This is a genomic window from Collinsella aerofaciens, from assembly GCF_039758815.1.
GTDB lineage: Bacteria > Actinomycetota > Coriobacteriia > Coriobacteriales > Coriobacteriaceae > Collinsella > Collinsella aerofaciens_BP.
In genome coordinates, this window is record NZ_JBDMSK010000001.1 from 264,804 (window position 1) to 288,623 (window position 23,820).

Sequence of the window (23,820 nt, forward strand, 5' to 3'; positions counted from 1 at the left end):
AACGCTATGCAGGAAATCCTCATCTAGCGCACCACCATCGTCGAGAAGTAGCTGCCCCGATCGGGCACATCGTCGAGCGAGCGGTACACGCGCTCGCCCGGAAGCCCACAGTCCTCTACGAGCTCGGCACCGTCAAAGGCGCCCTCCTCGCGAAGAATGCGCTTCGTGTCCGCAAGCGAGCGGCGCGCCTTCATGACCACCTTCGTCCCCGGCCAGCCGATTGCGCGGCCCACCTCGTACAGCACGCCTTTACTCATACGTCGCCCCCAATACCCCGATAACTGCATCGGCGCCCGACGTGCGGAAAAGCTCGCGGCGCTCGGCGTCGAACACGACCGCGGCGATATCGCATGCGCCCGCCGCGCGGCGGCGCAACCTGTCCTCGATTGCCGCAGCGAGCGAGGCGCACGCAGCGTCCCCCACGCCGGCGGCCTCGATTACCTCGAGTGCCGCCGTGGTCGTGACGGACGTCATGATCTCGCGCACGGTCTTCGCGCCCGCGCCGGCCATGGCCGCGTGGGCGGCCAGAATCTCCGCGCGGCAGTCGGCGGTACGCGAATGGGTGTCCATGATACCGCCCGCGATCTTCACCAACTTGCCGATGTGTCCCACAAGAAGGACATTGGTAAATCCCTCGCGAATGCAGCAATCAATCGCATCGCCCACGAAGTTGGAGATGAAGACCACCGGCGCACCGTTTAGGTGGAAATGCCCTGAGATGAACTGCGCGCCGTAGTTGCCGGGCGTGAGCACGACTCCGCACCGCCCCATAGCCGCATGCTGCCGGATCTCGAGCTCGATACTGTCGCGCAAGGCAGCGAGGCTGCGCGGCTCGACAATGCCCGTCGTGCCCAGGATGGAGATGCCGTCCTTTATCCCCAGGTGCGGGTTGAAGGTCTTTTCGGCAAGGGCAACACCCTCGGGTACCGAAATTGTCACAGCAATATCTCCAGAAAAGCCGTGCACGGCGCACACCTCGCGCACCGCCGAAGTGATCATCGCGCGCGGCGTCGCGTTGATGGCGGCCGCCCCCACCGGCTGCTCGAGCCCGGGCAACGTCACGCGCCCCACGCCCACGCCGCCGTCGACGGAAACTTCCGATTCGCGCGCGGGTACGTCCTTGCTGCCCGCAGCGCCCGTGCCCGACCCCGCATGTTCCACGCGCGCGTACACGAGCACGCCGTCGGTCACATCGGCATCGTCGCCTGCGTCCTTTCGCACGGCACACTGGGCGCACCCCTCGCCGATGCATGCGTCGACCACGTTCGCCTCGACGGGCAGCCCGCCGGGGGTGACGATCGACACGCGGCCGACGGGCTTTCGTGACAAGAGCATCTCGCAGGCCGCCTTCGCCGCGAGCGCGGCGCAGCTCCCCGTGGTATAGCCGCAGCGCAGGCGGGTCGTCCCGGTATATATGTAGTGCTCGAAGGCCACGCTAGCTGCTCGCCTTCCGATACCCCGTGGCAAACGAAGGGTCGTAAAGCTTGCTGCGCTCGTACGACTCCGCTTGCGCGCCGTCGTGCGCAAGCCCGCCGCGAGCTCCGAGCACGCGGCCCACCACCACGAGCGCCGTGCGGTCGATGCCCTCTCGCGCGCCCGCGTCGGCGAGCGTGCCCACTGTGCATCGCACCACGCGCTCCTCAGGCCAGGTCGCCTTGTACACGAGCGCCGCCGGCTCGTCGGAGCTGCGGCCCGCGGCCAAAAGCTCGGCGGAAAGCTCGGCGAGCATACCCGAGCTCAGGAAGATGACCATAGTCGAGCCGCTTTCCGCCATGGTGCGCATGCCCTCGCCCGCGGGCATGGGGGTGCGCCCGGAAAGCCGCGTGATCACGACCGACTGGCTGATTCCCGGCAGCGTGTATTCCTGGCGAAGCGCCGCCGCGGCACCACAAAAGCTCGACACGCCGGGCACCACCTCGTAGTCCACGCCGCGCGCGTCGAGTGCGTCCATCTGCTCCTGGATGGCGCCGTATAGGCACGGGTCACCCGTGTGCAGGCGCACCACTTCCTCGCCCCGCGCATCCGCCGCACACATCACGTCGAGCACTTCCTCCAAGGTCATGTGCGCGCTGTCGTAGACGACGCAGGATTCCTTGCAATCGGCGAGCAGCTCGGGGTTCACAAGGCTCCCCGCCCAAACGACCACGTCGGCCGCGCGCAGAAGGCGCGCCCCGCGCAGCGTGATAAGGTCGGCGGCGCCCGAGCCTGCGCCAACGATATGAATCATCCGAGCCTTCCCTTCCCGTTTCTCATCGCAACCGTTTACGCCGCCCTTCGCACAGCGGGCAAAACACGGCGCCCGCAGCGGCAATCGGCGCAAATACGCAGGCAGGAGGCGCAATGCCGCCCGCCCTGGCTTTGACACGTTCACAAGTGCCCACTATCATAGTAAAAGTTTCGGCAACGAGCATATGACAATCGGATAAAAGGAAATGACCGGCGCGGCGCCCGCACAGCCCGCGCTGGCTTGCGGAGGGAACCAGGTGGGAATCCTGGGCAAGGGACATTACTGTATAGGACGCGCGGGCGAACTGCCTCGCGCCCCAAGCCAGACTGCTTCGCCTTTTCCTCACGGCATCGCCGTGGCGTTAGCTCCTTGTGAACCCCGAGGGGTGCGCTTTTCTTTCGCTTGTGCCGACAAGCAACTGTCGCCGGGGGACCGGCAAACCGAGGAAAGGAAAAACCATGTCCGACCAGATGTCACGCCGCGGCTTCATGGGCGCCGCAGCAACCGGAGCCGTCGCGCTCGCCGGATTCGCGCTCGCGGGCTGCTCCAGCACCTCCGCGAGTTCCGAGAAATCGAGCGAAAAGGAGAAGGCCGTGAAGCCGGTCATCCTCGTCACGAGCTTCGGCACGAGCTACAACGACTCGCGCCACATCACCATCGGCGCCATCGAAGACGCTATCCGCGAGAAGTACTGGCAGGACTACGACATCCGCCGCGCCTTCACCGCGCAGATCATCATCGATAAGCTGAAGAAGCGCGACGGCATCACGATCGACAACATGACCGAGGCGCTCGACCGCTGCGTGGAGGACGGCGTGAAGGAAATCGTCGTGCAGCCGACGCATCTCATGGGTGGCCTGGAATACACCGACGTGAAAGACGAGCTCGACAAGTACGCCGACAAGTTCGACAAAATCTCGCTCGGCGACCCGCTGCTCACCTCCGACGACGACTACAAGAAGGTGGCCGCAGCCATTAAGGAGAACATGGCGTCCTTCGACGACGGCAAGACGGCGCTGTGCCTCATGGGCCACGGCACCGAAGCCGATTCCAACGCCGACTATGCCAAGATGCAGGAAGTGTTCAAGAACGAGGGCTTGACGCAGTTCTTCGTCGGCACCGTCGAGGCTGAACCGACCTGCGAGGATGTTATCGCCGCCGCGAGCGCCGCAGGCTACAAGAAGGCCGTGCTCGCGCCGTTCATGGTGGTCGCGGGCGACCACGCGAACAACGACATGGCAGACGAGACCGACCCCGACAGCTGGGCTGCGAAGTTCGTGGCCGCCGGCTTCGAAGTGACGTGCCTGCTCCAGGGTCTGGGACAGAACGTCGCGGTCGACGACATCTACGTCTCACACGTGGACGACGCCATCGCCAAGCTGTAAACTCGCCGCGCACGGGGGCGCCGGTCGCGTCCCCGTGCAACGGGCATGCGCCTTCCCCGACCGACGGCGCATGCCCGTTGCATTCGCATCCCGCCCGCCCACCGCACGGCGCGGGCGGTCGAAGCGATTGAAAGGAACCCCCTCCATGTTGAAGAAAACCCTCGCCTTCGCCCTGTCAGCGGCGCTTTTCGCGTTCTCGCTCGCCGGCTGCGGCGGAAATTCAATCGACAGCGCAAAGGCAAGCGATGCCGATTCCCAGGAAAAGACCGAACAGGCGGCCGATGCGCCCGAGGGCGCAAGCGCTGCCCCCATCACCGCCGACAAGGTGGCCGACGGCACCTATCCGATCACCGTAGATTCCAGCTCGAACATGTTCAGGATTGTGGACGCCCAGCTCATCGTGGAAAACGGCTCCATGCACTGCGTGATGACACTTTCCGGCACGGGCTACGGCAAGCTCTTCATGGGCACGGGTGACGAGGCTGCCGCCGCGAGCGAGGCCGACTTCATCCCCTATGTGGAAAACGCGGAAGGCAAGTACACCTACGACGTGCCCGTTGAAGCGCTCGACGAGGACACCGCCTGCGCCGCGTGGAGTATTAGAAAAGAGCAGTGGTACGACCGCACGCTCGTGTTCGAATCCGCCGGCGTCGATCTGCGCGCCGACGCACTGAAGTAACGCCATGCGGTCGATTCTTCCCAAGGGGGAAAACAGGAAGCGCCACAGCATCGCGGCGCGCGCGATCGCCTGCGTTCTCGTCGCCCTGCTCGCGCTTCCCTTCGCGGGGTGCAGTGCGAGCCCGAACGCGACCGGTGCCACGACGGGCTCTCAGGAATACACTGTGAGCGTCTCGCTTTCCGGCGGGTCAGGGCGCGCAAGCATCGCCTCACCCACCACAATTGTGAAGGATGGCGACACCTACACCGCGACGGTCACCTGGTCGAGTTCGAACTACGACAAGATGACCATCGACGGCGTGGACTACGCGCCCATAAACGACGGCGGCAACTCCACGTTCGAGATACCCGTCACGCTCGACGAGGACATCGCCGTGTCGGCCGAGACCGTCGCCATGTCGACGCCGCACACCATCGACTACACGCTCCACTTCGACTCATCCACCATGAAGGAGAAATCGGGCGACGAAGCAAGCGGCGGCTCCCCTGCGAGAACGGCTTCAAGCGCCGCGGCCGACTTCCACAACGCCGATTTGGGCTGCGGCTGGAAGCCGACGGGGACGCTTCAGCTTGAATACGCCAAGCACTTCACTGTCGACGAGTTCGAAGGCGGCTTGCGGCTTATCTGCGTTTCGAACGGTGAGCGCTTCCTCGTGGTACCGCAAGATGCGAAGGTACCTGATGGGTTGAGCTCTGACATCGCGGTCATAAGGCGCCCCGCCGACAAGGTGTACCTCGTGTCGTCGGCAACGATGTGCCTGGTCGACGCGCTCGATGCGAACGACAATATCTTCATGTCGGGCACGAAGGCCGACGATTGCTCGGTCGCGGGCTTCAAAAGCGCACTCGAAAGTGGGGCGATCGCCTACGGCGGCAAGTACAGCGCGCCCGACTACGAGCGAATATCGGCCTCGGGCTGCACGCTCGCCATCGAGAACACCATGATCAACCACACACCCGATGTGAAGGAAAAGCTGCAGAAACTCGGGCTCGTCGTGCTCACCGAACAGTCGTCGAGCGAGCCCGAAGCACTCGGGCGCCTCGAGTGGATTAAGCTTTTCGGCGTCCTGTTCGACAAGGAAGACGAGGCCGCGCACCTGTTCAACGAGCAAAAGGCCCGCGTCGAGCAAACGTCGAGGCTCGCGTCGTCAGGTAAAACCGTGGCGTATTTCTACATTAACTCGAATGGGGCCGCCGTCACGCGGCGGGCGGGCGACTACGTGGCGCAGATGATCGAGCTTGCAGGCGGCAACTACTCGCTCGATGACGCGCAGACGGCGTCGACGTCAGGTTCGTCAGTAACGCTCGAAATGGAGCGCTTCTACGCGACGGCGAAGGATGCCGACATCATCGTCTACAACGGCACCATCGACGAATCGGTTGCCACCTTAAACGACTTCGTAAGCAAAAACGCGCTATTGTCGCAGTTCAAAGCCGTGAAGAACGGCAACGTCTGGGTCACAAGCGCCGACATGTACCAGCAGATGACTTCTACCGCCGACATTATCGACGAGCTGCACGGGGCGTTCACCGGCGATGACGCGAGCGACTTCCATTATCTGAGGAAGCTCGGCTAGCACCATGAGAAGCCGACTTTCCATGGCATACGACGAATCGGGGCGCGTCGCACGGTGTCGCGTCGTGACGGCGCTGCTCGCTGTTGTCCTCATCGTGCTCGTAGGGGCCAACCTGTGCATCGGGAGCGTGCTCGTGCCCGCAGACCACATCCCCGGCATCCTTTCGGGCGGCGCGGCCAATTCCATGGAAAGCCAAGTCATCTGGGAGATTCGCCTGCCGCGCGTGCTTTCAGCCGTGCTTCTCGGCGGGGCACTTTCGCTCTCCGGGTTCCTGCTGCAGACGTTTTTCAACAACCCCATCGCCGACCCGTTCATCTTGGGCGTCTCCTCGGGCGCAAAGTTCGTCGTCGCGCTTACGATGATCGTGCTTCTGGGCGCGAACCAGGCCATGTCCTCGCCGGCCATGGTGGCCGCAGCGTTTCTGGGATCGCTTATCACCATCGGCTTCGTGCTCCTCATCGCACGGCGCATAAGTTCCATGGCCATGCTCATCGTGGCGGGCGTCATGGTGGGATACATCTGCTCGGCGGCGACGAACTTTCTCATCGCCTTCGCCGACGACCAGTCCATCGTGAACCTGCACAACTGGTCTTTGGGTAGCTTCTCGGGTTCGAGCTGGGACGACATCGCGGTCATCGCGGTCGTGGTGATCACCGTGAGCGCATGCGTATTCGCGATATCGAAGCCCCTTTCCGCCTTCCAGCTGGGAGAAGCCTACGCGAAAAGCGTCGGCGTGAACGTCGCACGCTTCCGCGTGGTGCTCGTCCTTCTAGCGAGCATGCTCTCCGCCTGCGTGACCGCGTTCGCTGGTCCGGTGTCGTTCGTAGGCATCGCGGTTCCGCATCTCGTTAAGTCGGCGCTGAAGTCGTCGAAGCCCATCCGCGTGATTCCTGCGTGCTTCTTGGGAGGCGCCATCTTCTGCGCGGGCTGCGATTTGATCGCGCGCACGCTGTTCTCCCCCGTCGAGCTTTCCATCAGCGCCGTCACCGCCATCTTCGGCGCGCCGGTGGTTATCGCACTCATGTTGAAGAAGCGGGTGAGGTAGATGGGGAAATTCGTGCCGCAGCCCAAAACGCTCGGAAGGGACATTCCGTGCTTAGACAGTCCTAAGCTCGCACGAAAGCGCCAGAAGGCACTTTCGGCTCGTGCGGAACTGCACGCGGAACGCCTCCTCCGAGCGGAGTCGAACCTCGAAACCCCGGTCGAAACGCAGGCTGACGGAGCGCCGCTTTTCCGCATAAGCGACCTGTCGGCGGGCTACGACAAGAAGGTCGTAGTCGAAGGCGTCGATCTGGAGGTTCGCGCGGGCGACGTCGTGGCGCTCATCGGGCCGAACGGCTCGGGCAAGTCGACCATCTTGAAAACCATCACGCGCCATCTGGCACCGCTTGCCGGCGCGGTCGAGCTCGACGGGCGGGAGATTTCCCGATGGAAGACGGCGGAATTCGCAAGGAACCTTGCCGTTATGCTGACAGATCGACCCCGGACCGAGCTCCTCACCTGCCGCGATATCGTAGAGGCGGGAAGGCATCCCTACACCGGGCGAATGGGAACACTTTCGCCTGACGACCATAGTCGGGTCGACGAGGCCATGAAAACCGCACATGTGGAAGAGCTCGCCGAGCGCGACTTCATGCAGATAAGCGACGGGCAACGCCAGCGCGTCATGCTCGCACGCGCCATCGCGCAGGATCCGCGTGTGCTCGTGCTCGACGAGCCCACATCGTATCTCGATATCCGCTACCAGATCGACCTGCTGCGAATACTTCGCCACCTTGCGAAATCGCGGAATGTGGCTGTCATCATGTCCATCCACGAACTCGAGCTCGCGCAGAAAAGCGCCGACAAGGTGATTTGCGTGAAGGACGGTCGGGTCTTCCGCGCCGGCGCACCCGAGGACATATTCACGCGCGAGACGATTGGCGAGCTCTACGGCCTTCAACATGGCACCTTCAACGAGCACTTCGGCAGCGTGGAAATTGGGCGCCCACACGGCGATGCGCACACGTTCGTCATCGCCGGCGCAAGTACGGGGTCAGCTGTGTTTCGCCAGCTCATCCGGCAGGGCAAGGCGTTCTACGCGGGCATTCTGCACGAAGGGGACATCGACTGCGAGCTCGCGCGCGACCTGGCGACGGAATGCGTGGCCGAGCGCGCCTTCGAGCCGATCGGGGATAAAACCATAGCCCGCGCCAAAGAGCTCCTCGTCCACTGCGCGCGCCTTATCGTGTGCCCCGCTGCCTTCGGCACCATAAACGCCCGCAACGCAGAGCTCGTCGAGTTCGCACGATCGCATGGTATCGAGGTCATGCAAGCGTGCGAAGGCGCATCGGAGGATTCCCATTTGGAGTGGGAAGGATAAACTGAACTTTCTTTTAAGGATCCTCAGGCTACAGCTCCTGCGCCGGCGAGGTCTACAAGGCGCCGGAGAACCTCGTGAACAGGAATTTCCACGCCGACGAGCCCAACTAGGCCTAATCCAAGCGAGATTCCAGACTCGACAGACCATTGAGAGTCAGATCGTTGGCGACCTCAGAGACACGCTCGATAGGAACCGAGCCGTCAGACAGTGCCCACGTGCGATAGATACCGATAATGCCCGACAGCAAAAACGCCAGATAGTAATCGAACATCTCGTCCTTGAGACCTTGGGGCAACAGATCGCGCTCGGCAATCTCGTGTTCGAGCGGCGCACGAAGACGAGCCATAAAATCATCGAGCGGAATGTTCTCGATCAGCTGACGATTGAGCACCAAGTTGTTGCACAGTGCCTCGTTAACGGTTTTAAAGAAGGTCGCCGCCGCGCCAAGAGCGCGCTCGTTGGTGTCGCCGTCCATTGAAGCAAGCGTTTTCTCGACCGAGTCGACAATCATCTCCACCACATCGACGGCAATGGCATCGAGCAGGCCGTCAACCGTACCAAAGTGTACGTAAAAGGTCTTGCGGTCGACATTGGCCTCGCGCGCGATGGCACTCACCGTAATGTCTGCCAGCGGCTTTTCCATGAGCAGGCGCTCGAAAGCCGAAAGGATGGCATTACGGCTGCGAACGATGCGACGATCAAGACGCGGTTTGCTGGTTGCCATGGGCGTGTCCCTTCGATATGCGAGCATTCATCAACAGATGAGAGATAATCTACGTAAGAGGATTATCCCCCATACAGCACAAATATGCCCCGCATCATGAAGAACGCACGACTGCCCTACTGCGACTTAGGGTGCTTCTTCTTATTGAGTGCCGACGGAGATACGCGAATACCATCGCCTGTCTGGCGCACATAGGCTTTATGAGCCGGCTTAGCGGTCCCAGAAGCCTTCTGAGCGTGCTTCTTGGGATCAACGGTAACAGCATTCGTGGGGTGCGGCTTAGTGGGCGCAGAGGGCGTCTGAGGCGTGCGGCCGAGCTTGCGCATCACGCGATCCCAGCGCGCATGGATGCTCTCGTTGTGGGCGCTCTTAAGTCCCAACAGGGGCGCAGCCAAAATGGTCGGCGCAATAAACGTAATGAGACGCCACAGCAGATAGCCGGCGGTCGAAGCCGACCCAAAGAAATGACCCAAGAACAATGCAAAGCCGCCCTCAGCGCCACCAGTTCCACCGGGCAGGGGGACCGCAGAGCTCAACAGCTGGACAAAGGCGCTCGCGGCCATGACCGAGAAAAAGTCGACCTCATGGTGGCCAAAGGCAAGCATCAGGAAATACGGCACCAGATAGAAAAACGCGAGCTGCAGCATGGTGATAAACACGGTGAGCAGCATGGAAGAAAAATGTCCGGCCGAAAGCTTGAACTTCTCGGAGAAGGAGTAGATCTCGCCATCGACAAACGTGCGCCAACCCTCGATCTTAGTGGCCGAGACACCAATGCGCTCGAGCCAATTGATGATGCAATGGGCGACGCGCGTGACGGTCTTAGGCATGAGAGCGACGGCGAAGATGCCCAGCAAGATGCAGCAGTGCCCACCAAAGCTAAAGACGCACAGCAGCGTCATGTCGCCATAGCGCTCGGCAAAAAACGGCATGCGAGCAAGCAGTAGGATAGCGCCCCAGGCAACGAGGCCAAACTGATACACGATAAAGCGCGTGAACTGCGTGGCTCCGGCCTCGCCCACGTTTTGGCCCGCCTTGGTCAGGCGGTAGATCTGGGCGGGAGTCGAGCCCATCATCATAGGTGTGAGGTTGCCAAAGAAGATGCCACTCGCCTCGACCGAGATCAGGTCGCGAATGCCAACGGGTGAATCGGGGTCGAGCCAGACAGCGATCGCATAGGCCACAATGCCAAAGAACAGATACATGAACATGCAAAGACACGCGACAACGAGCCATGACGCCTGGACGCTCGACATAGCGGCCCAGAACTGCCCCATCTGCCCGGTTACCACCAGATAGACGATATAACCCACCAGTACGACGCCGATAAAGATGGCGCCGCGGCGTGCGCTCTTATTGTCATCTCCGCCCGAGGCCTCAACCTCGACCTGGGGCTTAGACGTATGCTGAGAGGACTCCGTCATGAGACTCCTTCTAACAGTCAAAATATTTTGGATATTGTACCCGCAAGGACCATAGACAGAACGCAAAGCTCTGGTTCAAACGGGAATTGCAGACGGTTGTTTGAAAATAAAAAACCCGGCCTTCCATAGGAAGTCCGGGTATCAGATGCGTGGTAGCCCGTACCAGATTCGAACTGGTGATCTCCGCCTTGAGAGGGCGGCGTCCTAAACCGCTAGACGAACGGGCCACATGACATCTGCACTGCCGTGCTGCGAGGAAATATATTACGGGACAAAAAACGTCAGCGCAAGAAGAAATTCCAAATTGCCAAAAAATTGTCGGCAGGTTATGGAACACGCAGGTAAACTAGGTAGCTAATTCAAGTTAAGATGGACCAAAAGAGCTTCGCGATCGTTGGGAATGTTGTCTTCGATCACGGCGTCGAGGGCGGAGTTGAGAAGCTGCCCCAGTTCCGGCCCGGGCTTGACTCCAGCACGGATCAGGTCGCCGCCGTTGATGGCGAGCATCTTGAGCGTATATGGCTCCCCCGCCCTCAGCAGATCGTGCGCCATCGCGCGCATCTCCTCAATCGTCTCAACGTAATAGAAGCACGACGGGGCCTTGCCAAGTGTGTCGGCACGCTTAAGGTCCATGAGCTCGTCAATCAGGCGGGCCGTGTCGACGCCCTCACCCGAAAGCGCGCGCATCATATTGAGCAGACAGGAGCGCTCGGGGCGCAGCGGCTTGTCATGGTATTTGATGAGCAGACACACGTCGCGCACCAAGTCGTGCGAGAGCGCCAGGCGATCCATAATGACGCGCGCCTTCTTGGCGCCGAGCTCGGGATGACCGTAGAAGTGTCCGCTACCGGCATGGTCGACCGTGAAGCACTCGGGCTTGGACACATCGTGCAAAAACGCCGCCCACATAAGGCTCGACGAGGGCGCGACGCCGTCACACAGCGCGAGCTCCCCCGCCACCGTCAGCACACGGGCGATATGCACGTAGACGTTAAACGCATGATAGACACTGCGCTGATCAAACCCGCGACCCGCTGCCAACTCGGGCACGGCGGCGCAGATGAGCTCGGGATAGCGGAGCATCGCGTCTCCCCCATGACCGGTCGAAAGAATGCCCTCGAGCTCAATACCCACACGCTCACGCGCCACGGCATCGAGCAGCGGCGCGCACTCGGCAAGCGCACGCTTGGTCTCGGGCTCAATCATAAAGTCCAGACGGCAGGCAAAGCGCACCGCACGCAGCATGCGCAGGGCGTCCTCGTTAAAGCGACGCTTGGGATCGCCGACAGCGCGAATCAGCTTGCGCTCCAAGTCACCCTGGCCGTCGTAGCGGTCGACAAGCCCGCGCTCGGGATGCCAGGCCATGGCATTGACGGTAAAGTCGCGGCGCGCCAGATCGTCCTCGAGCGAGGCGGCACGCTCCACACTCTGGGGATGACGACCATCGGTGTAAAAGCCATCCAGACGGTACGTGGTGACCTCGATACGCTCGCCATCGGAAATAGCCGTGATTCCGCCAAATTTAATGCCCGATTCCACAACCGCGATGCCGGCGGCCTCGAGCGCCGCTTTGGACTCCTGCCACAGGCCGCTACAGCACATATCAACATCGTGGCTGGGGTACCCCATAAGGGCGTCGCGCACCCAACCGCCCACGTACCAAGCCTCAAGACCAGCCGCTTCAAGCGCGCGCAGGACGCGCAGGGACGCATCGGACGGTTGAGTACCGTTGAGCGAAACATTGCACATGCCTATGGCCTCCTGCGACTATCAAATTGGCTATCGATTGCGTCTGCAAGAAGTCTAGCAAGAAACAGCCTCCACTGCACACGCAAGTCCGATAAACAAAAACGCATCCGTCCTAGTCTAAGACGGATGCGAAATAATCAAACTATTCAGACAAGGTGCCGGAACTAGCAGACCTGGCGAACCTCGATGTGCTTCTTATATTCGTCCACCTTGGCAAAATCACCCAGACCGGGGCACTCGACCACGTTGGCGCCAGTGGCCATCGAAAGGCGCAGGGCGTCCTCGACGCGCTCGGGGGCGTCGTGCCACACGGACAGGAAGGCAGCGAGCGAGGAATCGCCGGCGCACACCGTCGACAGCAGCTTGACGTCGAAGGTGCGGTTGGCAAACCAGATATGCTCGCCGTTGGAGAAGTACGCACCGGCGCCACCAAGGGTCAGCAGCACGTTCTTGGCGCCCTTGGCGTGCAGCTCGGCCATAGCGCCCTTGACGGACTCGTCGTCGCCACCGCTCACCTTGATGCCAAAGATGTCAAGCAGCTCGTCGTCATTGGGCTTGATCAGCAGTGGCTCCAGAGCAATGAGGTCTGCCAGCTGATGGCTCGAGATGTCGAGGACGAACTCGGCCCCCTTGGCCTTGACACGGCGCAGGACCTCGGCCAAGAAGCCCTCGGAAGTGTTGGGAGGCAGCGAGCCGCTGATGACCAGGCAGGTCATGTCATCGAGCGAATCGATAAGTTCAAACATCTCCTGCTCGTTGGCCTCATTGATGGCGGCACCGGCATTGACCATGTTGTACTCGGTGTCGGGACCGGCGTTGAGGAACACATTGACGCGCGTAATACCGTCGGTCCACACGGGCTTGACGGGCACGCCCAGGGCCTCGGCGCCCTTAACGATAAACTCACCCGAGAAGCCGGCGAAGAAACCCAGGATCGTGGTGTCGACACCATAGTGGTCAAGCGTAAACGAGACGTTGAGGCCTTTGCCGTTGGGCGTGTAGACGGCATTGCGGGTACGCGTGACGGTATTGGCAGTAAGGCCGTCGCAGGCGATGTTGTAATCAATGGCGGGATTAGCAGTGAGCGTGTAAATCATGAATGTTCCTTTCACGAAGCAACGTGTTAATGAAAGTATATTCCACGCATCGGTAAAAGGCTAGGACAACTCGGTGAACGGTATGGAAGCGATGAAGTACGGCAGGACACCTCTCCCCCATGGCGGAACAAAAAAGGCGCCCCGGCCGAAACCGGGGCGCCGCATGCGCACGAATATGTCGCGTTTCGATTACTGACGATCGAGCTTGCGGACAGCAACGCGCTTGCTGTACTCGTCGACGTGACCGAAGTCACCAATGCCGACGGACTCGGCAACGTTGGCGCCGGTGGCCATAGCGAGCTTCATGGCCTCCTCGACGTTGTCGCGATCCCTGTACCACTTGTGCAGGAACGCAGCGAGGGTGCAGTCGCCGGCGCAGACGGAAGAGACCAGCTTGATGTTGAACTCACGCTTGGCGTACCAGATGTCCTCGCCGTTGGAGAAGTAAGCGTCGCCGCGGCTACCACGGGTGAGCAGCACGTTCTGAACGCCAGCGTCGTGAGCCATCTTCATGGCGACACGAACCTCGTCGTCGGTGTCGACCGGCACGCCGAAGATGGCCTTCATCTCGTGATGGTTCGGCTTGATGAGCAGCGGCTTCTTGTGAGCGAGCTCCTTGAGCTTGTCGGAGGACAGGTCCAGGACGACGTCAGCGCCACGAGCCTGAGCGTGCTCCATGACCTGAGCCAGGAAGTCGGGCGTAGCTTTGGGAGGCACGGAGCCGGAGACGATCAGGCACTCGAGATCGCCCGCGGTGTCCAGGATGTTGTAGAGCTCCTCCTGGTGCTGCGGCGTGATCGGGGCGCCGGGGTTCAGGATGCCGTACTCGTGCTGGCCATCGTTGACGTAGGTGTTAATGCGCGTGATACCGTCGGTCCAGACCGGGCGGCAGAGGCAACCCAGGTTCATGACCTCCTCGACGATGAACTTGCCCGTGAAGCCAGCGAAGAAGCCGAGCGCGACGGTGTCGACGCCCATCTTCTTAAAGGCGAAGGACACGTCGAGGCCCTTGCCGTTAGCCGTGTAGCTGGCCGAACCGGTGCGGACGTTCTCGTCGGGCTCGAGCGGAGAGCTCGAAACCGTCATGTCGACAGCCGGGTTAGCGGTTAGCGTGTAGAACATTTACAGTACCCCCTGTATATGTGAGGGCCGCGTGGCCGGCCCATTCCAACCACGCGGTTACCTCTGATACCAAATTAGCGAGCTGCGGACTCGAGCAGTGCCTTGACCTCGGCGGCGGTGTTGCAGGCGAGCGCCTTCTCGGCGAGCTCGTCGCACTCGGCCTTGGTCCACTGACTGATGGTCTTACGGGCGCGCAGGATCGACGGAGCACTCATCGAGAACTCCTCCAGGCCCCAGCTGATCAGCAGCGGCTCGAGCAGCGGATCGGCAGCGGCCTCGCCGCACATACCGACCATGATGCCGGCCTTCACGCCGCTCTCGATGATGTTCTTGAGCGAGCGGAGCACGGCGGGATAGTAAACCTGGTACAGGTTGGAGATGGTGTCGTTGCCACGGTCGGCGCACATGGTGTAGCCGATCAGGTCGTTGGTGCCGATGGAGAAGAAGTCGGCGACCTCGGCAAGACGGTCTGCGAGCAGCGAAGCGGCGGGCGTCTCGACCATGATGCCGACCTCGATGTTCTCGTTGAACTTGCGCCCCTCTTCGGTCAGCTCGGCCTTGCACTGCTCGACGAGCTCCTTGACAGCCAAGACCTCCTCGACGCAGGTGACGAGCGGGATCATGATCTTGACGTCACCGAAGGCGCTAGCGCGCAGCAGAGCGCGGAGCTGGACCTTATACTGGTCGGGATTGGCCAAGCAGTAACGCACGGCGCGGAAGCCCATGAAGGGGTTGTCTTCCTTGACCATATGCAGATACGGAATCTCCTTGTCGCCGCCAACATCGAGCGTGCGGATGATGACCGGAGCACCCTTGAGCGCGCTGGCGACCTTACGGTAGGCGTTGAACTGCTCCTCCTCGGAAGGAAGCTCAGCGGAGTCCATGAACAGGAACTCGGAGCGGAACAGACCGATAGCCTCGGCGTCGTGATCGAGCGCGTTGGGCACGTCATCGGGGTTGCCGATGTTGCAGGCGATGATCTTCTTGATGCCATCGGCAGTCACGGACGGCTTGCCACGGAAGGCCTCGAGGGCTGCCTTCTCGGCAGCGAAGGCCTCGGCCTTGGCGGTGTAGGCGGCGAGCGTCTCCTCGTCGGGATCGGCCTCGACGATACCCTTGCCGCCGTCGACGACAACGGTCATGCCGTTGCGCAGTGCGGTGCAGCTGTTGGAGACCGAAAGGACAGCCGGGATCTCGAGGGCGCGCGCAATGATCGCGGAGTGCGACGTGCGGCCACCGGTCTCGGTGACGATACCGGCAACGTGGGCCTTATCGATCGTGGCGGTCATGGACGGCGTGAGGTCGTGCACGACAACGACAGTGTTCTCGGGCAGGACGGAGAGGTCGACGACCTCCTTGCCCAGCAGCTCGGCCAGAATACCGGTGCGGATGTCGGCGATGTCAGCCGCGCGAAGACGGAACATCTCGTCGTCCATGGACAGGAACATGTTCTCGAACATGGTCGAGGTGTCCATGAGCGCCTGCTCGGCGCAGGTACCGCCGTCAATGGCGGCGTTGATGGCGTCGGTCATGCCCGGATCCTGAGCCAGAACAATGTGTCCGCTCATGATCTCGGCCTCGGCCTCGCCCACCGTCTCCTTCATGTGGTCGGCCTGAGCCTGGGTCTTCTCGCAGAAGACCGAAAGAGCGGACTGATAGCGCTCCTTCTCTGCTGCCGAATCGGCAACCTCGTGCGGCTCAAACGTCAAGTCGGGATCGACGGCGACCATGACGGTGCCGATACCGATGCCCTCGGAAGCGTTGACTCCCTGATACATTCCCATTCCTCTCTCCGTGTCATGTGATAAAGCGTTTTGCCATATCCATGACAAAAGAGCGCAGCTACCTTACAACAGGTCACTGCGCCCCCAAATATGAACTTAGTTGTTCAACATGCGACCCGTTTGAGTTCTACTCGCCAAGACCGCTCTTGATGAGCTCGATGGCAGCAGCCAGAGCCTCGGCCTCGTCAGCGCCGTCGCACTTAACCTCAACCTCGGTGCCACAGGGGATACCAGCAGCCATGAGGGCCATCGGGGACTTGCCGTTGACCTCCTTCTCGGGGGTGACGACCGTCACGTCACAGGCGTACTTGCCCATGGTGGAGGCGAACAGACCAGCCGGACGCATGTGCAGACCCTGAGGATTAACGAGGGTAGCCTTCTCAGAAACCATAGTTGACTCCTTTTTTGTGTTTAACCCCTGTCACGCATGTGGCAGGAGCCAGATTCACGACGTTGTTTATATTAACTCACATCAAACGGTTTTTCATTATGTTTCAGACGAATTATTGGACAGATGTGTTTGTCGTCCGCTTGCTCGCCCACAGGGGGCCGGGCGCGGCCAGTGAGATTTCCTGCTCTACAGTCCTGCTCGCACGAAGAGCACATTAAGTGCTCTTCGGCTCGTGCGGAACTCGCGATAAATCTCACTGCCGCGCCCGGGCCTCCGTGGGCGAGCAAGCTGGGGAAACTCAGTCGGTCCAGAGTAATATCGACCAAACGGAATTCTGGCTGATAGTCTGTCCGCACTAAAGACTCGGCAAGCAGGACCGTCTATGCCCATCTCTGTAAGTTGCGGTGAAATAGGGACTGGATTTGGGGTTGAAACGGTTAAACAGTCCCTATTTCACCGCAACTTATGGGAGGGGCAAGAAAAAAGGCGGAGGCCCTGGAGAGGGACTCCGCCTTATATACAGGGGGCGATGTTATTCGCGAGCTGGTGGATTAGACCAGGCGGGCGTTGATCGTCTTGGCGATCTCGGCGGCGTCGGTGGAACCCTTGACGGTGGCACGGAAGTCCTCGTCCATAAGCGCCTCGGCGACCTTGGACAGGATCTTGAGGTGCGTGGTTCCAGCCTGAGCGCCCGGGATGAGCAGGGCGATGGCAACGTTGACGGGAGCGCCGTCCATGGTGTCCCAACCGGTCACGCCGGACTCGTCCTTGACGACGATGACGGCAGCCTCGGTAATGGCGTCGGACTTGGCATGCGGGATGGCGAAGCCCTCCATCATGCCCGTGGTGCCCTCGGCCTCGCGGGCCAGGAAGGCGTTCATCACGGCGTCGGCGTCGCTGGCGATACCGGCCTTGACAGCCTGGTTGGAAACGAAGCTCAGAGCCTCGTCACGAGAAGCGAAGTCCTCGGCGGCAAAGACGTTCTCGACCTTCACGAAGTCAGCAGCCTCGGCCTTGGGGGCCTCGATGGCAGCGGCCTTGGGGGCCTCAACCGGCTTGGTTGCAGGAGCGGGCTTCTGGTTCTTCTCGAAGTCGTACTTCTTGAAAGCCACGAACAGGATGCCACCGACCACGGCGCCGATGAGGATCGCGAGGACCCACAGCGGACCGTTCTCGACAACGGGCAGGACCAGGAAGCCGCCGTGAGGCGCCGGATCGTGAACGTTGAAGAAGATGGTCAAGATGGAAGCGATGGAAGAACCGAGCATCATGATGGGCATAACGGGCCAGATGTTCTTGGTCATGAACGGAATGGCGCCCTCGGTGATGTGGGTGCAACCAAGGATGAGGTTGACGATACCGGCGTCATGATCCTCCTGGCTGAAGTACTTCTTGCCGACAACGACGGCGAAGGTGGTGATCAGCGGCGGAACGATGCAAGCGGCGGAGACGGCAGCCATGAAGTTGGTGCCGAAGTTGTAGGTCTCGGTGCCGACGCCAGCTTCGAGAGCGGTACCGAGCAGGAAGGTGCCAGTAGCGTAAGCAGCCTTGTTGACCGGGCCGCCCATATCAAAGGCGCACATGCAGCCGATGGCCAGGCCAAGGATCACCGGACCGGAGTTACCGAGGCTCTGCAGGAAATCCATCATGCCCTGGTTAATGGCAGCCATGGGGCCGGAAATACCAAGCATGACCAGACCGACGATGGCGGTAGAGCACAGCGGATACAGGAAGATTGCCTTCAGGCCATTAAGGCTCGCAGGAATTTTAGAGAAAACCTTCTCGAGCAGCAGGATGACATAGCCAGCGAGGAAGCCGCCGACGATGCCGCCTAGGAAGCCAAAGCCCACACCTGCGCCACCGGCGTCGATCATGCCGGTATCGGCGTTAACAGGCAAGCCCTGGATGGCAATCATACCGGCGACGAAACCGGGGACGAGCGCCGGGCGCTTGCCGATGGACTCGGCGATGTAAGCGGAGAGCACCGGAACCATGAGGTTCATGGCGATACCGCCGATAATCTTGAGCATCGCGGCAAAGCTGTTGTAGTCGGCAGCCGTCGAATCAAAGGACGTGATGCCCCACAGGAACGAAATGGCGGTCAGAACACCACCGGCAACGACGAAGACCAGCATGTGGCTGACGCCGTTCATGAGGTGCTTGTAGATGACGTGACCGATGGACTCCTTCTCCTCGACCTCGTCCTCGACATCGGCGGCAGCGGCAACCGTGTCGTCGCCCTTGGCGGCGAGCGCGCGGTCAATCAGCTTACCGGCGGCCTCAACGGACAGGGCCTTGGAAACACCAACGGAAACCATGGGCTTGCCGGCGAAACGCTCAGCCTGGACATCCTTGTCGGCTGCGACGACGACGGCCTTGGCACCAGCGATCTCACTCTTGGTGAGCTCGTTCTCGACACCGACCTGGCCATGAGTCTCGACCTTAATGGTCAGACCGCGCTCGGCAGCTGCCTTCTCCAGCGCCTCCTTAGCCATGAAGGTGTGCGCAATGCCGGTCGGGCAACCGGTCGCGGCGATGATGTCAAACTTAGCCATGTGTCCCTCCTTCTTGAGTACAGCGCCCGCGGGCGCTCCCCTACACGCGCTTCAATGCGCGTTTTTCCACAACTGAAAGATACCAACCTACCGTCCGCGTGAGAAGAGACAAGGTGCAATTCTCCGGTGAAAGGTTCTTTCATAGCCGTAAACGGTAGGTGAAAGTTTACCATCAACACTTGAAACAGCAAGGTGTATCTTGTAATTGAAAATGCCCGTATACTATGGCATTGCAAATCGAGTTAGATTTTCATGCCAACCAGGAGCCATCCATGACCGATAGTAGCAAGAGCGCACTTTCCCTCATTAGTACCCATCAGGGATACAGCGAGTCCGAGCAGCGCATTGTCGACTATATATTGGAGCACCAGTCCGAGGCGCCACGCCTCACGGCGGCTCAGCTCTCCCGCGCCGCTGCCACGTCCGAAGCGACCGTTTCGCGCTTCTGCCGCAAGCTGGGCTTTGGTAGCTTCCGCAGCTTTCAGTTTTCGTTGGCGAGGGATTTGGAAAGCCAGCGCAACGAGGGCCTGACCGACGAGGTCTCGCTCGACAATATGGAGCAGAGCCTCAAGAACATCCTGGCTGCCAAGGTAAGCGAGCTTAATGCGACCATCGACGGAATCGACCACGATACGCTGGCGGCTGTTGTGCATGCCTTTAAGCATGCAGGGGTTATTGAGTTTGCAGCTGTGGGCAATACGAACGCGGTCGCGCTCGATGCGACGTTTAAGTTTTCGCAGCTGGGCCTGCGCTGCATGGCGAGCACCATTAGCGAGACATCAATCGGCTTTGCGCTCACGTTACGCCCGGGTGACGTCATCGTGCTCATCTCAAACTCTGGCAAATCGCGCCGACTGAATCGCATGGCAAAAGCGGCTCGCAACTGCGGCGCAACCGTAGTCGTCATCAGCAGTGACAGCAAATCCCCACTTGCGCGCCTCGCCGACTACACCTTTAATACCGTCAATCACGAAGCGTTGCTGACAACGGGTGACTTCGCGTTCTCCAAGATCAGCGCCACGATGATCATCGAAGTCATCTACAACTTCCTGCTGCCCGAGATTAAAGACGCGCGTGAGCATATCAGCTACTACGAGGAGCTCATCCAGCCGGATAAGGTTGTGGAGTAAAACGCGTAGTGGGACAAAAATTTCAGTCTATTTTGTCCCACCAACACCGCTGATACGACCTAACCTCGAGCTTCTTCGAGCATCTGCTTTGCGTGGGCCAAGCTTGCCTCGGACTGATCGCCGCTCAACATGCGGGCGATCTCGGCAGTACGCGCTTCGCCGGTTACCTCGCCCAAATGCGTCTGGGGAACATCGCCCGGTTCCTTGCTGACGACATAATGCTTGTCAGCCATGACGGCGACCTGCGCCAAGTGGGTTACGACAATCACCTGATGCGTAGCGGCGAGATCTGCCAGCACGCCCGCGAGCGCACGCGCCGTGGAGCCACCGACACCAGCATCGACCTCGTCAAACACCAGCGTATCGACACCGTCCGCGTTACCGAGGACAACCTTACTTGCCAGCATGACGCGGCTGAGCTCGCCGCCCGACGCAATTCGACGCAGGGGGCGCGGCGTCAAACCGGCACCGCTGCGGTATAGCAGCTCGTAGCTCGAAGGACCAACGGGCGTCCACTCAGCACGGGGAAGATCACGCGACTCCCAGACGAGCTCGGCGCCGCCCATCTCCAGGCGAGCCATCTGGCGGCAAACCTCGTGGCAGAAGCGCGGGGCCGCCACATTGCGAGCGCGCTTAAGTGCCTTGGCAGCGACAAACAACTCGTGCTCGGCGCTCCCGAGTGCCTCACGCGCCTTTCTGATCTGTTCATCGCCATCATCGACCAGGGACAGCAGCTCTTGCGAGCGATCGCGCATGGCAAAAACATCGTCCATGGTAGGACCCCACTGACGCAGCAGGCCCTTGAGGTCGGAATACCGCTCACGCATGCGAGCGAGCTCGCGCGGATCGAAGGCGACGCCATCGCGATAGGCACGAAGTTCGTTCGCGCAATCCTCAAGGGAGATACAGGCATCCGAAAGCAAATCGGCAATGTCGCCAAGTTTGCGATCGACGGAAGCCATACGGGAAAGTTCTGCCACGGCGCTGTTCACGGCATCGAGCGCTCCCCCTTCAGAGGCAAGCGATGCATGGGCATCATTAGCTGTGGCAACCAGCACCTCGGCATGTTCGGAGCGCGGCAGCAGTTCCTCGAGTTCCTCATACTCGCCCGGTTTGGGGTCGACCTCGCCGATACGCTCGAGCGCAAAGCGCGCTTCCTCGACGCGGCTCCCCTGCGCACGCGAGGTCTCTTCGACACGTCGAACCTCCTTAGCGGCAGCGCGCGAAGCCTTAAAGCAGGCGCGGTAGTGCTCGAGCGCCTCGAGTGCAGGGCGCCCTGCCCAGGCATCGACCATCGCAACATGATGCGCCGGATCGAGCAAGCGCTGGTGCTCGTGTTGGCCGCACAGATCCATCATCACGCCAACGCGCTCCGAAAGCTCGCGCACACTGGCGATGCGTCCGTCAATCTTCACTCGGCTGCGGCCCTCGGCAGAAAGACTGCGCTGCACGATGAAGCCCTCCGTGTCGTGCGGGCCGTCAAACAGGCGCGCCTCGACGCTCGCCAGCGCCTCGCCCTCGCGCACCATAGACGAATCCGCGCGCTCACCCAAAATAAGCTTGAGGGCCGAGAGCAGCGCGGTCTTGCCGGCACCGGTCTCGCCGGTCAGGACAGTCAGGCCGGCACTCGGCAGCAGCGTCGCCTCGCGAATGAGCGCAATGTTAGAAACCTGCAGCTCATCGATCATGACGGACTCCGTAGAATACGCGGCTCACCGAGTTATAGAAGCTCTCGGGGCCGTAATCCAGCAGCAGCACATCACCGGGCCCGCGACGCACCGCCACGCTCTCAACGGTGCCATCGCAAGTAATAAATTGTCCATCGATAGCGATCGCCGGAACGCTCGGACGGTCATCAGACATAAAGATTTCGACGACATCACTCGGCGAAGTCAAGAAGGCACGGGCCTGAATGGTGTGCGGCGCAATAGGTACGCAGACCATACCCGTATAGTCGGGGCTCACGATGGGGCCACCGGCACTGAGCGCGTACCCCGTAGAACCAGTCGCCGTGGACACGACCACGCCGTCGCCACGCAGTCGGTCGATATGGTGGCCCGACACCGTGATGTCGAACTCGACCATATCGGACAGCGGACCGCGGGTAAGCGCCATGTCGTTGAGGGCGAAGGTGCGCACGACATCCTTCGTACCGTCTTCGCGCACGGACACGATATCCGCGGCGATGGTGGCGCGACGGCTCACGTGCAGCTCGCCGGACAGGGCGTCACTCACGACCTGCAGAATGTCGCGCTCCTCGGGGCTCGCAGCAGTTAAAAAGCCCAGGTGACCATAGGAAAGACCGAGGATAGGAATCTCGCGATGGTTGAGGATGCGGGCAGCGCGCAGCAACGTACCGTCGCCGCCGAGCGTAATGACCAGATCGGAGCCGTCAATATCAGGCGTGCTTTGAATCTTCGATCGCTGGTCGGCAGCCCATGCGACTTCATAGCCCTGGCGCGTCAGCCAAAGCTCGAGCATCAGGCCGCTCTCGACCGCCTCTTGCTTGTAGTAATTGGGAACCAGAAAGACCTTCATAGCGTTGCAGCTTTCTCGCTCAAAACCGATACCTGGGATTGCAGCACGTCTTGCGAGCGGTCGCCAGATTCAAATCTCGTGCCGTACAGGAAAAACTCAACGTTGCCCTTGGCACCATGAATGGGCGACACGCACACATCGACCGGGAACAGCCCCTTGGCAGCAAAGAGCTCAACCGCCGCCACGAGCGTATCGCGGCGCACGGCGGGATCGGTCACAATGCCGCCCTCGCCCACCAGCGCCGCCGGAGCTTCAAACTGCGGCTTTACGAGCGTGCAGAATGCACCCGTAGGCGCCAGGCACGCCAGTACCGCATCGATAATGTTCGCGATGCTGGTAAACGAGACATCACACACAGCCAGGTCGATGGCGCCGGCATAGCCAAGCTCAGGCAGCTGCGTCACGTTTGTGCGCTCATGCAGCGTCACGCGATCGTCCTGACGCAACGACCAATCGAACTGGGCGCGACCCACGTCCACAGAGACAACGGTCGCAGCTCCGCGCTTGAGCAGGCAATCGGTAAAACCCCCGGTAGAGCAGCCCACATCCAAACAGGCAAGGCCCGTCGGATTGATGCCAAACGCATCAAGCGCGCCTTCGAGCTTAAGACCGCCGCGGCCAACATAGGGAATGCGCCCCTTCACGTGCAGCGGCAGCCCCGGCATCACCTTAAGACCCGGCGAAGTCAAGCGCTCACCGCCACTCGAGACCAAGCCGGCCATAAGAGTGCGAAGGGCATCCGCGCGATCAGCGCAGATGCCCTGTGAAATCAGTTCGTCATCAAGACGCACGCGTTTCATGAATGCCATCAACCATTCGTATCCGGAGATGCAGCCTAGCTATCCTGGGATTCGTTTGCCGCATCCTCATCGTATTCTTGCTCGAGCTTGTCGGCCTCACGCGGCGTCAACTCAAACTTGTCGACCATATCGACCGCGCGGGAGCCCAGCTCAATCGCCTCGTCAAACAAATCGAGCGAACGCTCCAAAGAGGTATCCTTGGAACGAACGGTAGCGATGATCTGGTCCAAGCGGTCCGAGATCTCGTCGAAGTTGCGGACGGAACCCTCTGGCATAG

At 60.9% G+C, this 23,820-nt stretch carries 21 protein-coding genes and 1 tRNA gene; 6 read left to right on the forward strand and 16 right to left on the reverse strand.

The window, feature by feature from the left end; genetic code table 11:
• Nucleotides 1–23: 23 nt before the first annotated feature.
• Genes ABHT90_RS01175 through cobM form a run of 3 tightly spaced genes read right to left on the reverse strand, consistent with a single transcriptional unit; the run spans nucleotide 24 to nucleotide 2,227 of the window.
• The gene (locus ABHT90_RS01175) at nucleotides 24–257 is read right to left on the reverse strand and encodes an SAM-dependent methyltransferase (RefSeq protein WP_195361484.1); all 234 of its coding nucleotides are present in this window, start codon (nucleotides 255–257) and stop codon (nucleotides 24–26) included.
• Nucleotides 250–1,434: a cobalt-precorrin-5B (C(1))-methyltransferase CbiD gene (gene cbiD, locus ABHT90_RS01180; RefSeq protein ID WP_346981339.1), complete on the reverse strand. Its 1,185-nt coding sequence runs from the start codon at nucleotides 1,432–1,434 to the stop codon at nucleotides 250–252. The genes ABHT90_RS01175 and cbiD overlap by 8 nt, the downstream gene beginning before the upstream one ends.
• 1 nt (nucleotide 1,435) lies before the next feature.
• The gene (gene cobM / locus ABHT90_RS01185) at nucleotides 1,436–2,227 is read right to left on the reverse strand and encodes a precorrin-4 C(11)-methyltransferase (RefSeq protein ID WP_161115658.1); all 792 of its coding nucleotides are present in this window, start codon (nucleotides 2,225–2,227) and stop codon (nucleotides 1,436–1,438) included.
• A 458-nt stretch (nucleotides 2,228–2,685) separates the two neighbouring features.
• Here cobM and ABHT90_RS01190 point away from each other — a divergent pair, with 458 nt between their 5' ends.
• The 5 genes from ABHT90_RS01190 (at nucleotide 2,686) to ABHT90_RS01210 (ending at nucleotide 8,229) form a co-directional block, all read left to right on the forward strand.
• Nucleotides 2,686–3,612, forward strand: coding sequence for a sirohydrochlorin cobaltochelatase (locus tag ABHT90_RS01190; RefSeq protein ID WP_346981340.1), 927 nt, complete (start codon nucleotides 2,686–2,688; stop codon nucleotides 3,610–3,612).
• A 145-nt stretch (nucleotides 3,613–3,757) separates the two neighbouring features.
• Nucleotides 3,758–4,291: a hypothetical protein gene (locus ABHT90_RS01195; RefSeq protein WP_035138217.1), complete on the forward strand. Its 534-nt coding sequence runs from the start codon at nucleotides 3,758–3,760 to the stop codon at nucleotides 4,289–4,291.
• 4 nt (nucleotides 4,292–4,295) lie between these two features.
• On the forward strand, nucleotides 4,296–5,867 hold the full coding sequence (locus ABHT90_RS01200) for an ABC transporter substrate-binding protein (RefSeq protein ID WP_346981341.1): 1,572 nt from the start codon (nucleotides 4,296–4,298) through the stop codon (nucleotides 5,865–5,867).
• A 22-nt stretch (nucleotides 5,868–5,889) separates the two neighbouring features.
• The gene (locus ABHT90_RS01205; RefSeq protein WP_195568106.1) at nucleotides 5,890–6,912 is read left to right on the forward strand and encodes a FecCD family ABC transporter permease; all 1,023 of its coding nucleotides are present in this window, start codon (nucleotides 5,890–5,892) and stop codon (nucleotides 6,910–6,912) included.
• A 12-nt stretch (nucleotides 6,913–6,924) separates the two neighbouring features.
• Nucleotides 6,925–8,229, forward strand: a complete 1,305-nt coding sequence (locus ABHT90_RS01210; protein WP_346981342.1) for an ABC transporter ATP-binding protein — start codon at nucleotides 6,925–6,927, stop codon at nucleotides 8,227–8,229.
• 112 nt (nucleotides 8,230–8,341) lie between these two features.
• On the opposite strand, the gene ABHT90_RS01215 is transcribed toward ABHT90_RS01210, so the two are convergent.
• The 9 genes from ABHT90_RS01215 to ABHT90_RS01255 form a co-directional block, all read right to left on the reverse strand.
• Nucleotides 8,342–8,953, reverse strand: a complete 612-nt coding sequence (locus ABHT90_RS01215) for a TetR/AcrR family transcriptional regulator (protein ID WP_157757975.1) — start codon at nucleotides 8,951–8,953, stop codon at nucleotides 8,342–8,344.
• Between the two features lie 116 nt (nucleotides 8,954–9,069).
• The gene (locus ABHT90_RS01220) at nucleotides 9,070–10,377 is read right to left on the reverse strand and encodes a lysylphosphatidylglycerol synthase transmembrane domain-containing protein (protein ID WP_346981343.1); all 1,308 of its coding nucleotides are present in this window, start codon (nucleotides 10,375–10,377) and stop codon (nucleotides 9,070–9,072) included.
• 150 nt (nucleotides 10,378–10,527) lie between these two features.
• Nucleotides 10,528–10,604, reverse strand: a tRNA-Glu gene (locus ABHT90_RS01225).
• Nucleotides 10,605–10,731: 127 nt separating this feature from the next.
• Nucleotides 10,732–12,126 carry a CCA tRNA nucleotidyltransferase gene (locus ABHT90_RS01230; protein WP_346981344.1) on the reverse strand — a complete coding sequence of 465 codons (1,395 nt, stop codon included), beginning with the start codon at nucleotides 12,124–12,126 and terminating at the stop codon, nucleotides 10,732–10,734.
• A gap of 164 nt (nucleotides 12,127–12,290) precedes the next feature.
• Complete coding sequence (locus ABHT90_RS01235; RefSeq protein ID WP_006233968.1) at nucleotides 12,291–13,223, reverse strand: 1-phosphofructokinase family hexose kinase; 933 nt, start codon at nucleotides 13,221–13,223, stop codon at nucleotides 12,291–12,293.
• A 189-nt stretch (nucleotides 13,224–13,412) separates the two neighbouring features.
• The gene (locus ABHT90_RS01240) at nucleotides 13,413–14,345 is read right to left on the reverse strand and encodes a 1-phosphofructokinase family hexose kinase (protein ID WP_006233969.1); all 933 of its coding nucleotides are present in this window, start codon (nucleotides 14,343–14,345) and stop codon (nucleotides 13,413–13,415) included.
• Nucleotides 14,346–14,419: 74 nt separating this feature from the next.
• Nucleotides 14,420–16,123, reverse strand: coding sequence for a phosphoenolpyruvate--protein phosphotransferase (ptsP, locus tag ABHT90_RS01245; protein WP_035138206.1), 1,704 nt, complete (start codon nucleotides 16,121–16,123; stop codon nucleotides 14,420–14,422).
• A 133-nt stretch (nucleotides 16,124–16,256) separates the two neighbouring features.
• The gene (locus ABHT90_RS01250) at nucleotides 16,257–16,520 is read right to left on the reverse strand and encodes an HPr family phosphocarrier protein (RefSeq protein WP_022094575.1); all 264 of its coding nucleotides are present in this window, start codon (nucleotides 16,518–16,520) and stop codon (nucleotides 16,257–16,259) included.
• A gap of 551 nt (nucleotides 16,521–17,071) precedes the next feature.
• The gene (locus tag ABHT90_RS01255; RefSeq protein ID WP_346981345.1) at nucleotides 17,072–19,075 is read right to left on the reverse strand and encodes a fructose-specific PTS transporter subunit EIIC; all 2,004 of its coding nucleotides are present in this window, start codon (nucleotides 19,073–19,075) and stop codon (nucleotides 17,072–17,074) included.
• A gap of 272 nt (nucleotides 19,076–19,347) precedes the next feature.
• On the opposite strand from ABHT90_RS01255, the gene ABHT90_RS01260 reads away from it, so the two are divergent.
• Complete coding sequence (locus tag ABHT90_RS01260; RefSeq protein ID WP_229030323.1) at nucleotides 19,348–20,205, forward strand: MurR/RpiR family transcriptional regulator; 858 nt, start codon at nucleotides 19,348–19,350, stop codon at nucleotides 20,203–20,205.
• A gap of 59 nt (nucleotides 20,206–20,264) precedes the next feature.
• Here the strand turns inward: ABHT90_RS01260 and ABHT90_RS01265 are convergent, their stop codons facing one another.
• Genes ABHT90_RS01265 through ABHT90_RS01280 form a run of 4 tightly spaced genes read right to left on the reverse strand, consistent with a single transcriptional unit; the run spans nucleotide 20,265 to nucleotide 23,818 of the window.
• Nucleotides 20,265–21,893, reverse strand: coding sequence for a DNA repair protein RecN (locus ABHT90_RS01265; protein WP_346981346.1), 1,629 nt, complete (start codon nucleotides 21,891–21,893; stop codon nucleotides 20,265–20,267).
• The gene (locus ABHT90_RS01270; RefSeq protein WP_035138200.1) at nucleotides 21,883–22,743 is read right to left on the reverse strand and encodes an NAD(+)/NADH kinase; all 861 of its coding nucleotides are present in this window, start codon (nucleotides 22,741–22,743) and stop codon (nucleotides 21,883–21,885) included. Before ABHT90_RS01270 ends, ABHT90_RS01265 begins: the two co-directional genes overlap by 11 nt.
• Entirely contained in the window at nucleotides 22,740–23,543 is an 804-nt protein-coding gene (locus ABHT90_RS01275) for a TlyA family RNA methyltransferase (protein ID WP_195444370.1), read from the reverse strand. The genes ABHT90_RS01270 and ABHT90_RS01275 overlap by 4 nt, the downstream gene beginning before the upstream one ends.
• 35 nt (nucleotides 23,544–23,578) lie before the next feature.
• Nucleotides 23,579–23,818, reverse strand: coding sequence for an exodeoxyribonuclease VII small subunit (locus tag ABHT90_RS01280; RefSeq protein ID WP_006233978.1), 240 nt, complete (start codon nucleotides 23,816–23,818; stop codon nucleotides 23,579–23,581).
• Nucleotides 23,819–23,820 lie beyond the last annotated feature (2 nt).